Here is a 14,880-nt window from a genome sequence, read left to right on the forward strand (position 1 = left end):
TACTCATGATGGAATCTTATCATAAGATCTAGAAATAATCAATCCCACTATAATTTTCCCCTGTCTTCAAAAAAATAATGTCATAATAATGTCACAGGGCTTAAAAAAGCCCGGAAACCCGCGTAAACAATGGGCTCCAAGGCTTTTTCAAATTATTCAAACTCGGCGTGTCTTTCATTATTCTTAACTATATATATTTAAGTTTTATACAAATACACGCCGCTTTTTACTAAAATACATCATCTATTTTGGCTTACTGATTTTCTGGCCAAAATGTTGCCACTCAAATTATAAAAATTATGTACCTTTACTACCTAAGCGAGATTATCCATCGAATATCAACATCTCATTCTTTCAACTTTCTATCAATCTTACTCCAATGCCTTTTGACCTGATTTCGAATCTCACAATTCAGGAGGTTGCTTTCACGGAATATTCTATCAGCTTTATATGCATAAGTAAGAAAATTTCCATGTTCTCTTGGATTTCTTCCAACTCCAAGGTGCGTATATGACTGATATACTGCCTTTCTTCCTGCATTATAAGACTTCTCATCTTTGGTCTCTTTCACCTTTTTTATTTTTCGATATGCTCTACAATAATACTTAAATAGACTCTTATCTCTAATCCGCACAGTATTACCATCAAAGGTAAATCCCAAATAATTAATCAGATTACTTTCGCCTGTCAACTTTTGAATCACGCCATGCTCATAGAAAAAATGCTCTGTTTTATCTTCATTTAACTCAAGATTTGGTATCTCATCTCTTACCCTGTAAACAAAGTCTGCTATCAATTTATGCTTATCAGCATTAATATCCTCTTTGTTCATCGGAATAACCATAATAATATCATCACAGTAACGCCGATATAAGCCTTTGTTTGATGAAATAAAGTTATTTATTTTTTTATCAAAGTCGACCATATACACATTTGCATATACTGCGCTTATAGATGATCCTTGAGGTATCTGATAGTCCTTCTGATTTATCTGTAAGTGCTTTTTCTTGATTGTTTGAAATTCATCCGTCTCGAAATATTTTATCATTTCTCGCATATCTCGTCGAAGCATTCCTTTTTCTTTTTCAATATCATGGGCCTCTATATAGGAAAAATGCGTCAAATTCTTAAATATCGCATAATCAGCATCATCCAAAGATTCAGATTCTGTTATCTGTTTTATTTTACTTTTCAAATATTTGTGATCTAGTTTATCAAAAAACTTACTAAAGTCTCCGACCAAAATATATGCGCCATCACACATTCTAATAAATTCAAAAACTTCTCTTGCAAAATCTATATTGCACTTTCCTGGAGTAGAATTCCTATATGCTGTTGAAACTTTGTTTATACCATTCTGTTTTAGGTAAATATTATATCTGTTATTTAAACGATTTCCATAATATTCATAAATATATCTGTCTATATGTGCGGAATAGTAAATATCTCGCTCCTTTGATTTTATATATTTTGTTCCATCATCACGATTTGTATATTTGTTAAAATTCATGCTGAAATGAATAAACGGATAAAATCCATGTTTCTTCACCCAATTTATATTTTCAACTCTCTCTTTATAGTTTGTATGATACTTTTTTGAATCGAAATGTGTATAATGTTTTTCCTTATATATAATTCGTTGCATCTTTTCTCCTAAAAGCTTGCTGGTTAACGACCGGTAGATATCTATATTACCAGCAAGCATTAAAATCAATTGGACCTTGCTTTCACAAGGAACTCTACCATCCTCCTGAATACGATGTATTGTATAATATTATTAACAGCTATAGTTGTAAGCTTGTTAAAGGAGGGTATACAATGGACAATATAATTATCTACATTATCAACTGTATACTGTTAATTCTAGTCAAGAACGTTCTTGACACTGAATACTAAAAACCCTTATAGCCATTTCTATAAGGCATAAACTTTACGCAACCTTTTTTCAAATAATTTTGTGCAGATAATTACGGACTATTTCATTCAATCCCATATTTAAAATTGTACTGACCACACAATGAAGTTAATGTTACAAAAATTTTTCCGTATGAATTTTTGTTATAATACAGAATATGGCAAATAATTTCACAAACCATCTGCCATATAAGATAAATTATGTATCCACATGCTACTCAAACTCGGCAAATTCTTATCTATTCTTAATCATATTTGTTTAAAATTTATATGAGAAATGCCTTTGTCTTATCTCAATTACACATTTTATTCTGAATTACTAATTTTTTGTTGCCAATATGTTGCCATATATTTAATATAACTCTTGATTGAGTATGTACAAAATTTTTCTTTTAGCCATAAATTTCTCATCGATATGTAGTGTCTGACTTTCTGATATTAACTGGTTCTCGAAAATTATATCCTCCCTCTATGCCATCATAATATCCATAAAAACTCAAAAAATTGACTATATCCTCAACCTCAACCTCCGATTTAGGACCAATAAATATCTCCTTGATAATACTTTGTTTAACTTTTTCAAAGTTCATTTCTATATATGGTATCAATTTATTATTTGCTGTTCTATACTTAACCTTAGAAAAAAGGATATTGTCTGAACCTGGTATGTTATAATGCCCTATCGATGAACATACTACTGCTCTCCATTCATTCTCTTCTTCAAAACCCGGATTCTTTACGAATGGAAATTGCATTCTATAATTCGCGCTTAGCTCAAGTGCAACATGACCTATACCCTTATATTCCAGCTTTTTTATATTATCTGCAATTATCTCCTTCACATATTCCTGTGGGTTATCATAAATTACTTTTCCGAAAGCAACATGAAATTTACTTATTTGATTTAGTTCTTCAAGAACTTCCTTATCAAAACCTATTGCTATACCTTTTCCATCTTGTGCATATCCCCTCCACTGACTTAATTTATCTTTACTTTCAGAAAAACATACACAAAATGTTCTCATTGAAAAATAACTATCTACACCCATCTCATACCCAGTGTTCCATGCTTTTAACGCTTCAATATCATCTCTAAGATATTCTTCCATACTCTTGTTTACAATCTCTCGGCATCTTACACACTCTTGATAATCATTTGACTTTGCAATATCAGAAAGCCATATACTTGAATTTTTGATAATATTTAAAAAAGTATCTACACTACAATAATGATACACTATTCCATTCAACTTTTGTACACATCTCTTTTCTATATATTTATTAACCATTGCCCGCATTTTTAAACATTATGTGGCTTCTCATAGCAATAAAAATTACTATATTCAATAATAATTTGAAATATGACAGGCAATATCAAAGATTACCTGCCACACAAAATAAATTATGCACTCTCGTACTATTCAAACTCTGGTGCGGATGGCATAATCTATATAGCTTTCAGTATATATTTGTGTCTTTTTTCATCATATTATTCATACTTTTTGGTTTTTATTTTCTTCATTAAAAATATTAGAGCCAAAACAGAGCCACTTATCTCACTAACTTACTCTCTAATTACAATTGTATTAAAATACCATTTAGCCAGCTTGTAGCGGTACAAAAATCCTAGCACATACCATTTTATTGATATGTCACCACTTTCTGCATATCTTATGAGAATTTTTGAACATATTATTTTCTTTATTGTTCTGTCTCTTTTTGTATTAACAACATACACAGATAGACTTTCCAGTAAATAGTTCATTAAGCCTTCTAGATAAAGGGGTTCTTATCTTCATTCATAAACACCATGTCCGGTAATTTAGCAAATAGTTTATTTGCATTAAATGCATTCACAATATCCAAATCCTGCACAAATTCTGATCTTATTATTATAGAACTAATATATTTCTCCATTTTATCCCGAAATCCATCTTCTATAGAATTTACATATGCTATTTTCCCCAATATTTGACTATTGTTATCATAACTTCTTGTCTTTATTGAATTATATATTTGTGCTCGTAAATTCCTCTTGAAATTTTTATCTACATGAATATCATCATCATTAATAGTTATTCCTGTAACAGTTTTCTTCACATCATTTGAAAAATATCTTGTTTTCTTTTCGTTAATTGTAAATCCTTCATCTACAACTATATACTTAATAAATCTTTCAACTTTATTTAGAAGCATCCTGTTGTTTGAAGAAAATGTTAAGTCATCTGCATAGCGTGTATATACAATATCTTTCCTACTACAATAACCATTGATTCTTGAATCCATATGATAGCATACCAAATTGGCGATATAAGGAGATGTTACAGCCCCTTGTGGCAGATAATTGTCATATGTACATAAGTTGGCCAATATACCTGCTACTTTGCTGCCATACCCTATATTGCAAAACAAGCTATATACCTGTTCCTCAGTAATTGTGCCAAAAAAATTCGTAATATCCATTTCCAACAAAAAGATATTTTTCTTGTGCCGTTCTGCATTTTCACGCAGCCCATTTTTATGGGGAACAAATGCCATGGTTTGTTCTGACACAAAAATCTTCTCTAAAATTTCTGTTAAAATCCATTTTTGTACTACTTTTAAAGATAGATTCGGTACGTGCAGTATTCTAGTTTTTCCGTTCTTTTTAGGAATTTCCGTCTCATAGTAGCAGTGTTCTTTCCTATATGTTAGGTAATAAAGCAATTGTTCCGTAATTGATAACTGTTCACACAAATGCTCAAACGAATTAATAACTGGAACACCTAATGTATTTAAAACTACGTTGTTTCCAATATTCAAATAAATCACCTCAATCTTACTCAATGTACTTTCGGGTAAAACAACGGGGGAGTTTCACTATTGTGGAAGTTCACCGTTGTTTTAGCTGAGTTCATGTAATTATTATTCTCACGAGGTCGTAGCGACCCCTAGTTGCTATGTATGCATATTAACAACAATTCTAAGAATGAGGTGATTTATAGAATTTTGTATGCATTAATTCGATTCTTATTTTATCACATATTTCAGCACTTGTACAATCTGTTATCATCGATTTCATGGATTCAAAACCATTATGAGTTAATTTATATGACGAATATCTATTTCCTACTATCTTGACAATTTGTTTGTCCTCAAAAAGCAATTTTAAAGCTGCATTAAACAACACCTTAAAGTCTTTATATTCAATCTTCTCTTCTGTAGAAATATATTCTATCACTTCCACGAGTTCTTTTGAATTTAACGTTTTAAAATAATAGAGAGTCAGCTGAATAAAGTAATGCATTCCTACAATTGTTGATAAGTTCAGCATGTTGTTATTTAGATTACTCAATCTGTTTTTCTCTCTTATATTCTTTGACAAGCGTTTTGTGAATTCCACTTCTTCTTGCCCATATTCAATAACGTTGAGTCTATTTCTTTTTTTTAAATATTTTATCGGTCCTAACATAATAAAGCTCTTATCCTTTGACCGTTTTTTATCTATTGCAGCTATAACCTTATCCGCTGTATATTCATTGTTTGTAAAAGCTCCTAATTCTACCAATGCACCTGGACTCTCGCATACAATTACTATCATATGTGAATTATTTGCCAAAAATTGCTCATAACTTAACAAATCCGCATCTCTCGTCTTATTTAAAACCTCTATCAACAAATCCTCTGGATAAAATACTTTATACGGTTTGTTCCAATATGTTTTTCTTTCATCTTCTAGCAATATTCGCACTTTATCCCTTAATGATTTATGTTTATTGTTACTCGCCCCACCACAAAGAAATACAACGATATACTGTTCCTTAAATTCACAATAAATTTTCTGATAAATATCTTTAATGATTTTATGTATGTCTTTATTTAGTCTTACGTTTTCTTCTTTAATCAATTATGAGACCTCATTTTCCACAAATGAATTTTCTTTATGGTTCAACAATTCCTTGTTCTGCAACTATCTCTTGAATAAATGCCCTCATATCCTCAATAGACTGTCTTAATTCTTCTATTGTATATTTGGTATTCAAGTGATTCTCTGGATGGTGAATTTGATGTCTAATATATTCAGTTAGCACTTTTTGTTCATCTCGTGTACTTCCATTCGGCATCTGTCTATGATAAAGTCGTGTAGGTTTTCCTGCAAAATAAGTATTTTTCCACCCCTGAAATTCAATATATGAGTATAGCTCATCATGGTACTCTTCTGTAATCTCATCAAAAGCCACATAATTCACTTCATTCAACGATGGATACTGCAATTGTCCTGGCAACACTGCTTTAATCATCTTATTATCTTCTGTATTGTCTCCAACAATAAGTCTGAGATTTGAAAATTCTAGTTGCTTTACAATAAATGAGCTATGGGTTGTGAGTATAACTTGAACATTTTGACCTGAAGCTAATTCTTTTAGTGCCTCAATTAGTTTCCTCTGATTGTCCGTATGCTGTGACGTTTCCGGCTCTTCAATTGCATATATTACCCCAGTGTTATTTCCTTCATTAAATCTTCTTTCAACCTCTCCTCTAAAAAAATTTAACAGAACTAATCTTTTTACGCCGCTCCCCCTCTTATTGATCGGAATGTCCTCATCTCCTGATATTGACACCCCTTTAAAAACATCTTGCCATTTCAAACTTTGCGTAGACGGAATAACTGGGTTTAAACTATCCGCAATTGAAGAATCCATTTCTCTTAATTTTTCTAATGTTCGATTTGCCACCTCTTTAAGTTTCTCCTGAACTTCATTAGCCACAGAAGTCAAGGTTTCCTGCAACTCATCATCTGATAATATTTGTTTAACAGCTTCTTTCAACGGATCCTGAACTTCATTATCTCCATCACTATTCTTCCTATCTGACTGAAACAGAGAATAAACCGGTAAATAACATGATAGTTTTTCCCAAATTTTCTTTGCATCTTCCTTTGAAGCATCAATTTCTGAACTTTGCAGTTGCAAATCTGCCGAAAAATAGTTCCAAATTGACCTTCTTAACTCTGCATTGATTGTTTGATTTTCACATTCGATTTTTTCCTCGCGCACAATCTTCTTTAAATCTGCATTCTTTTTTAGTAGCAATTCCGAACATTTACTGTTTGTAGGATGGATTGCTTCAATAAATACTTTTGCAGCACCACCATTTTTATATCTCTTTTTTACCTCCAAATATCCTTCTTCATTTAAAAGATACTCATCTTGTAACGAGGTTTCTATCGTTGAATCGATTACTATACTTACCGGAAGTTCCGAGAAGCAAATACTTATCTCAATATCTTGATTCCCCGTCTTGATTTCAGCAATATTCACATCTAATTTATCAATTTTAACTACACCTTTTCCGTCATTAAAAAATATATCCAGTGCTTCAAGTATGGTTGATTTTCCGATATCGTTTCTTCCCACAAACACAGTTAAATCATCAAATGTAATCTCTATCTCATCACGATATCCACGAAAATTTTTTATTTTTAGCGAATGTATTTTCATTGTTTATCTTCTCCCACGCTATCATATATTTCAGCAAAACATTATACTACCGTTATATTCCCACTCATAAACCAAGCTTTATATGAAAATTTCATGATTTTCTTCAAAATAGCAATTATAAACACAATTATCGCACCATCTCCAAATCTTTTGTAATGCAATGCTTTGCCATCAATATTTAAACTCGCCTCTTCTGGCAATCCTTCTACATACGATAATTCAATCATGTCCTTCTCTAGATGATGATTTTGAAATTTGTAACCATAACTTCCTTGTGCCATTGGTGCATAAATAGCAGCAACTTCGTTATCGGAAAAGTCTTACATACTTAAAATTCCCAAAGTTTTATAGCACAAAATCATCATCCATTTTACTAAATATATATAGTAAGTTTTCATTTTACCTTCCTTTTGTCTATACTCTATCTCGGTCCCATAAACCTATCACCATTCATATGTATCATATGGTCTGGCATCTCTGAAATCCACACTTCAGTTTCCCAAGCCAGACTATCTGAGAACTTTTTGAATGCTGCAAAATTCTGAAAAGCTGTCACAAATATCTTTCCAGCAGTTACATTCTTCGTCATTTCCGAAATTTCAATAATACGTTTCGGATCCATCGGACCGACAGATGTTACCGATTCAATAAAATAAATCCAGTCCTTATCCTCTCGATACAACACTACATCTGGCATTTTATCGTGCAACGTAATCTCAAAGCCTAATTCCTGCAGCTTACTAACATTCTTAACCAAATCTTTTTCTATGGTGTCCCCCACATAAAGACATTCCGAATTAGGGGCAAATCTCGGAGCAAATTCTTCAATAATTGCTTTTTGCAATTCATTGTGTTTTCCCGGAGAGAATGTGAACTCTTCATTATTAATCTTAACTGGCATTTTTGTCATTTCTTTTTTAGATGCATAAGTTTCAATCAGCTTATCATGGTATGTAATAAATCTTTTAATTGTTGCATCAGCTTTATACCCGCCAAGACTGCGAATCATCTCCAGCGTCTCTGCTGTCAGCCTATACCTATAATTAGGACTATTTGTAGCCTTCCCATTATCCTCAATCAATGCTGCTGTCCTAAAATGATGCAACGCCTGCTTCCTGATTGTCTCACGGCTATTTTCAGCATATGTCACCCCATAATTATCGCCAATAAACTGAATCATATCATGGATTCGTATCCATTCATTCGTTGCAAATATCCATGAATCTGTTTCCTTCACATTAGCCATTGCTAATAAAACATAACAACATAAATCTGCCTGCTGTTTATCTGGCATGCCAATTTCTTTTAATAGCTGTCTTGCTTCCTCTACTTTACCCACAATATTCCTCCAATATCTTGTCACAATTTTCTTCCGACAAGTCTTTTGTTTTTATGATTTTTCTGCCTATTTCTTGTATAATCCCTAACTCTGGAACAGGCATAGCATTTATCTCTGTTGAGTTTACCTGTGTAGAACCATTCAATATTCTATAATAAGAATCATAAATCGTAGAATTAAAGAGAGCATACAATCCATAAACCACACATTCTGACAGTTCTGTAGCCAACCCATCAATAAAGTTAATCTTGTTCTGTGTACTGATTACATCATATTGCGGATATTTCTTAGATAAATATACCCCACACTGCAATCGCCGTCTTTCCTCTTTTGCTGTAAATCGCTTTACAAATAGATAATTCTTATTTTGCTGCTTCAATCCTTTTTGATCTGTAACAACATACTCATGCTCTTTGTTAATAGGGAATCTCACAATACCATCTTGGATATGCTGTGAATAAAATAATGGAATTGCGCCTTCCTCACTCTCATCCCTCAAAATATCACGATTTCTAAAATCTACTGTTAAACCTGTTTTCATTTTTAATCCAATATCTGGTAAGGTATGCCCCAACCTGTTCAGCTTTTCCAAAACCTCAATTTCATTCTGGTCTGTAACCAAATATACATATTTGTCTGCCCCCGACACAATAACGCCATAAGGCGCTCGTAATTCCGTTACATTCTCAAAGTCATTGTTGCTCTGTGAAGATGTAACCACCACTTCTTCTGGCTGAATCTGCGTTTTCTTCACTTTGATAATAATCGTTTCCTGCAAAACATCTTCTTTGTCAAACACTTTATTCCTGCTAACAAATAAATGAATATGCTCCAGCTTACTCTCTGTCAAAAAATACTCTCTGAATTTTTTAAAATATGCGCCCGAAGTCCATGAACGTGGGATAATATATACCATTTCTCCATTGGACTTCAAATTAAAAATTCCCATTGATGCAAACAGGAAATACAGGTTTGGTGCTCCGTAACATACTTCTGGCATTGCAGTTGCTTCCGGTGCATCTTTCGGAATTTTCATATAAGGTGGATTACCGATTACAACATCATACTTCTTAGGCTCTGGATTTCCACCTATCATATGATTAAAGTCCAGATATTGGCTTGTAATATAATTCTCTGTTATAATCTCATACTCAAATTCTATTTCTGCATTGTTTTTTATATACTCTAGGTTATTTCTCAATATATCCAAAATATTATTATCTGTCTCATAGCAGGTAAGACTTACTTTCTTCACTACTTTCCTGCTTTGCACTACCTCAACAAGAGCACAGGACAAAATACCTGACCCTGCACCAGCATCAAGGACTGTTAATGTATCTTTATCCTCTGCAATCGAAAACAAACTAGCCATATACATTGCTGTTTCTTTGCTCGTAAAGAATTGCCCATATTTTTTTCTTTCCTTCTTAGGCATTTCATCTATATATAAATTGGTCTGTTCAATAATACCATCTATCATTGCTGCAACTCCTTCACTTTGAATATGTATTCAAATAAATACTTGCGACTTACTTTACTCTATCCCTTAGAACACATTGGCTAGCAGAGCACTCCCTGCCATATTACCGCTTAAATCAATAAAACAATCCAAGTTTACAATTAGTGCATCAAAAGTATCCTTCATTTTCCCCATATGCTTATCCCCTTTTTTCTCAAAAACTCGTTTTATGTGTTCCATCAAAAAAAAATATAATAAGCGGTACTGCAACAAGAAGTACTCTCTTTGGTGTTAACCCTTGCTCTGCAAGCCAATACATTCTAACTTATATTATCCTCTCTCTCCAAATCATATATCAAACACTTGATGCATTATACCCGTCTTTCACACAAAATTTATTGATACGTCCTCCTTTATTATACAATCTCTTATCGTTTTTTTCCATCTCTTTTATCACAAAATACGGAGCAGTTCCCCACTCCGTATCCACATTACCGATATACAATTTCCTTCAACACAATTTCTACCGCTGAACACTTAATATTATTCATCATTCCAACCCATTCCATCTGATTCTCTGCCTTAAGCTGTTCAGTCACACCCCACCTTTCCATCATCTGCTTAATCAGCATCTCTATCCGCTGCTCACACTCCACATCTACATCGTATAAATGCTCATTCAGACCACCATTTAGAAGTAATCTAAGATATTCTACTTCCCGATATTCCTGCAAATATCTTCTCCTCATACGCCCATACTTCCCAAGCGGATAATCCGTCCCCTCCGCCAACCCCAATTCTGGATAATACACCCCATCTTCTCCCAACCTGTAACTAATCCTATTCTCTCCAACAATGTGCTTTTTCATCTGACCTCTCCTCCTATCTCGCCCCTCTATCCCTTCTCTGGACAGAGCTACGATTGCGTTCTCTTTGTTTTATCTGTTCTTCATGCTGTTTTAGCCTTGCGCGAACGCTTCTCGGCTGTTCTTTTCTGCCTTCACCATATGTCTGTTCCCAGTCACTAACCGCCTGCCTGTACCACGTATATTCTGCTCTTGATTTCTCATGTTCCACCAGAAATGCCCTCACATTTTGATAGCCACATGATGTGACAATATCGGCTAATCGCTGTTTCATCGGCTCTAATTGCTCCCTTGTCTCCTTAATTTCTCCCTGTAATTCCTTACGCCTTTTCCCTTTAAAAATACCTTTGCACTCCTGCAATTCCATTTCCAGATTTCTAAGTCTCTGCTCTTTCTGTGAGATTTCCCTATTCTGCTGTTGTAACTTCACATAAATCGTTTCCAATCTTGGATATTCCGCTGCACGAACAGACTTTTCCGGTTTAGCCGGGATTTCTTCCTCTGATACCTTTACCACTTCTTTTGACCGCCCAGCCTGCTTCACAGAGGGTACTATCTCAAGCTTCGCTGAAACCGCATCTGCTTTTTCAACAAACTTCTTGGACAAGTCAATAATCTGCATAATAAGTAGTTCCAACACCCGAATTGCCATTTCTATGATAATAGCAAACAGTTCTGGTCTACTGCCAGACCACCCAATAGATTGACTGACTTTTCCAGCAATTTGCACCTTTCTGACCTCAATAATTTGTTGTTCCGGCACTCCGCTGATCAATGCCCTATCAACGGTCTGATTCCACTTTTGCCGCTGTAAATTATCAGCCTCCATCTGCTCTGCTTTCGGATTGTTCTTTCCAATCTTTTTCATCGGAAGATAGGCACTCTTGCGGTCAAACACCTTTAATTTTTCCTTGTCATCTCTAACGTAAATATTGATAAGTTCCGTATAGGATTTCTTTACCTCATCCAGAAAACTATCGTTTTTAAATCGACTATCTTTTATGGTAAATAATTTCCGCTCATATACCTCGCCTTTTGGAATAATCTTGCATCCTTCTCTTATCTGACCGTTGCCATCCAATATTTCTTTTTTAGTTCTAACGTGCCTGCCAGTCTCATCATAAAACATATTTCTGGTGGCAACCTTTTCTATCGGCTTTTCCAACAGTTTCCGTTCAGAAAAGATAAGATGGATATGATAATTGGTCTTTCGTTTATTATGGTGTAATGCAGAGATACACTCCACACCATAATTCCGACGGAAATGATTCGTAAATACTTCCAATAGCACACTTGGGTTATAATCCACGAAACTCTCTGGCAGAGCAATAATTAATTCTCTGGATTCAATACACTTTCCATCTGTTCCACTTTTAATAAATTCCTCTTGGTTGCATTTCGCCAATTCCCTCCAGAATTTTCTATCTGTAGTTTCATAAACTGCATAAAGATTCTCCTGTCTTGCATGGCTGGAAATGTAATTGATTCTTCCCATCAAATTTGTCAATTTTGACATTTGTATAAATGAATTTCTTGCTATTAGCAACACCTCTTTCTAACTGCATCGTAACACATCTGCCACTGTGAGCAGGTGCATAGACACCTGTTTACGAACTCAATACTGTCACCGGCACAAGGTCTACGCTTTGGCCCGCACTTAACAAGTGCCACTGGCACTTAGTGCCCTCGGCAGAGCGAAATACCCGGAGCATAAACGAAGTTTGTGCGATGGGTGTATTTCGCTTCTCAAACGCCGAAGCGGCTTAGAAGCTACCAAACATTAAGAGCTGCTATCACTCGTGATCTTATCTTGGGCGTATCCGCCCATTCTACATGCTCGTTTCCAAGACTTTTAGGAACAAAACACTTTGCAAATTCCTTGTTCAATACCTATACTCCTCTGGCTTCACATCCAACATTTCCTCTTGTCTATATAAAACAGGGGCGTGCCACGCTCCTGTTAATATCACCGAAGAAGAAATTACCAACGGAAACTCTCTGGTACTCCACGCTTATCCAGATATTCCTGTCTGGCTTTTTGCTTTTCCTCCTCTGTCGGTGCAGTCTTATATTTGGAATATAATAACCGCATCGTAATCGAATCCATCTTATCCATCAATCCTTTTTCAATCTCTGGCTGCACCTCCTCCATATCGAGTAGGTGGTATTTCATCAACAATATAAATAATTCCTCCGGTATCTGTATCTGCTTCATTTTTCATTCTCCTTGTAAAGCGGACGACTGCTTATCTTCGTTCAAGTCCGCAACAATGCAATGTCTATAATCTTTGCAACCTTGCAATACCCATCTCCGCAATTTATATACAGTCTGCATTGTTGCGTTCTTCCCTATTGTGGCTGTATATTATCCAGTTCCCAATACCATGAATTGTTGATCTTCTTGGCTTTGATTTTTAGTTCCTTCTTGGCATTTTCCAATGTCCTTTTAGAAATACCCTGTTCATCAGCCAGATTAAAAATCTCTTTGCTTTGCATGGCATTATTGGTTTCAGCCAGTTCCCGAAGCAACTGCTTTGCCTGCTCCAATTTGTTTGCTCTAGGTGCTAATCCCCCAAGTAATTCATCGGCTGTAATTTCATAATCACCCAACCAACAAAAACCGCCTTCTTCCAATCCAAAGGCTTTAGGATGTCCAAATGGCGCCAGATTATTTTTTATCTGTACAACCGCCCTGATATTTGCCTGTCCTTCCACTCTGCCTACCAGCAGAACACTTCTTGCTACTGCAAAGAAATCAATCGAACCCATACCTCTATATGCCGCCTTGGTTCCTGCTGCCTTATTCATATGACCGATAAGAACAATGGCGCACTTGTACTTCTCTGCCAATAGTCCCAGCTTCTTTGTCATATCCCTTGCTTCATTCGCCCGGTTCATATCCATCCCACCGCCTAAATAGGCTTGTATCGGGTCTAAAATGAGCAACCGGGCATTCGTCTTAATAATCGCTTCTTCCAGCCTTTCGTCCACCATAGAAAGCGATTTTTCACTTTCATCAATAACCACTATTTTCTCGCAATCTGCTCCTGCCGCTTCAAGTCTTGGCTTGACTGTATCTGCCAATCCATCCTCTGCGGTCTGGTAGATAATATTCATTGGCTCCAATATCTGCATGGTTTCATCCATACCAATTCCCTTTGATAACTTAGCTGCTATATTCAAGACCAACGTGGTTTTTCCATCTCCGGGATCGCCTTGAATGATTGTCAGCTTTCCATACGGAATAAACGGATACCACAGCCATTCTATTTTCTGCGATTCTATTTCTGACATTCTGATTAATTTTAATTTTGTTTTCTGTTCTTCCACAAAGTCCTCCATTCTCAAAATCTTATTGATACTCTGGAAAGCCTCTGCTATACTTGCATTGTAGATACATTGATAGCAGAGAATATTCCGTTATCAAAAGTCCTGACAGTTGCCGCTGTTGGGACTTTTTCCATTGTTTTCTTCTGTTTCCTTCCATAGATATTTCGCTCCATCTAACATCCACAAAATAGCTTTGAGCATATCCAGACAATCGTTCTTCATTTGTTCAATCCCGTCCTCCGATAATGTGACTTCCTGCTGTTCAAACTGACTCACAACGTCTGCGATATTAGCCTGTATAAGCTGTAATTCCTCTACCAACCGATAAATCACTTCTTTTTTCCCGACTACGCACACTCTGTTGTAAATGCAGGAACGGACAAAATAATCTTTCTTTTGCATACCGCTGGCTATAATCTTCGCTTCAATTTCATCACGCTCTCTTGGGGATATACGAAAACTAATTGTTGGGTATTTGTGTACTCCGCTCAT

13 protein-coding genes are annotated in these 14,880 nt (G+C 35.2%); all 13 read right to left on the minus strand.

Annotation, left to right across the window (positions count from 1 at the left end; all coding sequences use genetic code 11):
• Nucleotides 1–346: 346 nt before the first annotated feature.
• Nucleotides 347–1,645 (minus strand): reverse transcriptase domain-containing protein, encoded by a 1,299-nt coding sequence (locus BLCOC_RS24200; protein WP_115623604.1) that lies wholly within the window; start codon nt 1,643–1,645, stop codon nt 347–349.
• A gap of 676 nt (nt 1,646–2,321) precedes the next feature.
• Nucleotides 2,322–3,164 carry a DUF2971 domain-containing protein gene (locus tag BLCOC_RS24205; protein WP_162149889.1) on the minus strand — a complete coding sequence of 281 codons (843 nt, stop codon included), beginning with the start codon at nt 3,162–3,164 and terminating at the stop codon, nt 2,322–2,324.
• Between the two features lie 523 nt (nt 3,165–3,687).
• On the minus strand, nt 3,688–4,716 hold the full coding sequence (locus BLCOC_RS24210) for a retron St85 family RNA-directed DNA polymerase (RefSeq protein ID WP_165907336.1): 1,029 nt from the start codon (nt 4,714–4,716) through the stop codon (nt 3,688–3,690).
• A gap of 160 nt (nt 4,717–4,876) precedes the next feature.
• Nucleotides 4,877–5,800, minus strand: coding sequence for a retron St85 family effector protein (locus BLCOC_RS24215; protein ID WP_115623606.1), 924 nt, complete (start codon nt 5,798–5,800; stop codon nt 4,877–4,879).
• Between the two features lie 34 nt (nt 5,801–5,834).
• Entirely contained in the window at nt 5,835–7,394 is a 1,560-nt protein-coding gene (locus BLCOC_RS24220) for an ATP-binding protein (protein ID WP_115623607.1), read from the minus strand.
• Nucleotides 7,395–7,435: 41 nt separating this feature from the next.
• Nucleotides 7,436–7,621, minus strand: a complete 186-nt coding sequence (locus BLCOC_RS24225; RefSeq protein WP_115623608.1) for a hypothetical protein — start codon at nt 7,619–7,621, stop codon at nt 7,436–7,438.
• Between the two features lie 194 nt (nt 7,622–7,815).
• Complete coding sequence (locus BLCOC_RS24230; protein WP_115623609.1) at nt 7,816–8,733, minus strand: BsuBI/PstI family type II restriction endonuclease; 918 nt, start codon at nt 8,731–8,733, stop codon at nt 7,816–7,818.
• Nucleotides 8,726–10,213, minus strand: a complete 1,488-nt coding sequence (locus tag BLCOC_RS24235) for an Eco57I restriction-modification methylase domain-containing protein (protein ID WP_115623610.1) — start codon at nt 10,211–10,213, stop codon at nt 8,726–8,728. The genes BLCOC_RS24230 and BLCOC_RS24235 overlap by 8 nt, the downstream gene beginning before the upstream one ends.
• Nucleotides 10,214–10,683: 470 nt before the next feature.
• Entirely contained in the window at nt 10,684–11,061 is a 378-nt protein-coding gene (locus BLCOC_RS24240) for a TnpV protein (protein ID WP_115623612.1), read from the minus strand.
• 13 nt (nt 11,062–11,074) lie between these two features.
• A complete protein-coding gene (locus tag BLCOC_RS24245) occupies nt 11,075–12,574 on the minus strand; it encodes a MobA/MobL family protein (protein ID WP_242998996.1) in 1,500 nt (499 codons plus the stop codon).
• 465 nt (nt 12,575–13,039) lie between these two features.
• Nucleotides 13,040–13,273 (minus strand): complexin-2, encoded by a 234-nt coding sequence (locus BLCOC_RS24250; RefSeq protein ID WP_115623613.1) that lies wholly within the window; start codon nt 13,271–13,273, stop codon nt 13,040–13,042.
• Nucleotides 13,274–13,407: 134 nt separating this feature from the next.
• Nucleotides 13,408–14,400, minus strand: a complete 993-nt coding sequence (locus BLCOC_RS24255; protein WP_369847651.1) for an AAA family ATPase — start codon at nt 14,398–14,400, stop codon at nt 13,408–13,410.
• Nucleotides 14,401–14,481: 81 nt separating this feature from the next.
• Nucleotides 14,482–14,880, minus strand: a complete 399-nt coding sequence (locus BLCOC_RS24260) for a plasmid mobilization protein (RefSeq protein ID WP_115623614.1) — start codon at nt 14,878–14,880, stop codon at nt 14,482–14,484.

The organism is Blautia coccoides (assembly GCF_034355335.1).
GTDB classification, from domain to species: domain Bacteria; phylum Bacillota; class Clostridia; order Lachnospirales; family Lachnospiraceae; genus Blautia; species Blautia producta.

Coding starts and splice junctions, on each gene's coding strand:
- BLCOC_RS24200 (WP_115623604.1), bottom strand. CDS start 1,645: ATGCAACGAATTATATATAAGGAAAAACATTATACACATTTCGATTCA.
- BLCOC_RS24220 (WP_115623607.1), bottom strand. CDS start 7,394: ATGAAAATACATTCGCTAAAAATAAAAAATTTTCGTGGATATCGTGAT.
- BLCOC_RS24225 (WP_115623608.1), bottom strand. CDS start 7,621: ATGATTGAATTATCGTATGTAGAAGGATTGCCAGAAGAGGCGAGTTTA.
- BLCOC_RS24235 (WP_115623610.1), bottom strand. CDS start 10,213: ATGATAGATGGTATTATTGAACAGACCAATTTATATATAGATGAAATG.
- BLCOC_RS24240 (WP_115623612.1), bottom strand. CDS start 11,061: ATGAAAAAGCACATTGTTGGAGAGAATAGGATTAGTTACAGGTTGGGA.
- BLCOC_RS24245 (WP_242998996.1), bottom strand. CDS start 12,574: ATGTCAAAATTGACAAATTTGATGGGAAGAATCAATTACATTTCCAGC.
- BLCOC_RS24250 (WP_115623613.1), bottom strand. CDS start 13,273: ATGAAGCAGATACAGATACCGGAGGAATTATTTATATTGTTGATGAAA.
- BLCOC_RS24255 (WP_369847651.1), bottom strand. CDS start 14,400: ATGGAGGACTTTGTGGAAGAACAGAAAACAAAATTAAAATTAATCAGA.
- BLCOC_RS24260 (WP_115623614.1), bottom strand. CDS start 14,880: ATGAGCGGAGTACACAAATACCCAACAATTAGTTTTCGTATATCCCCA.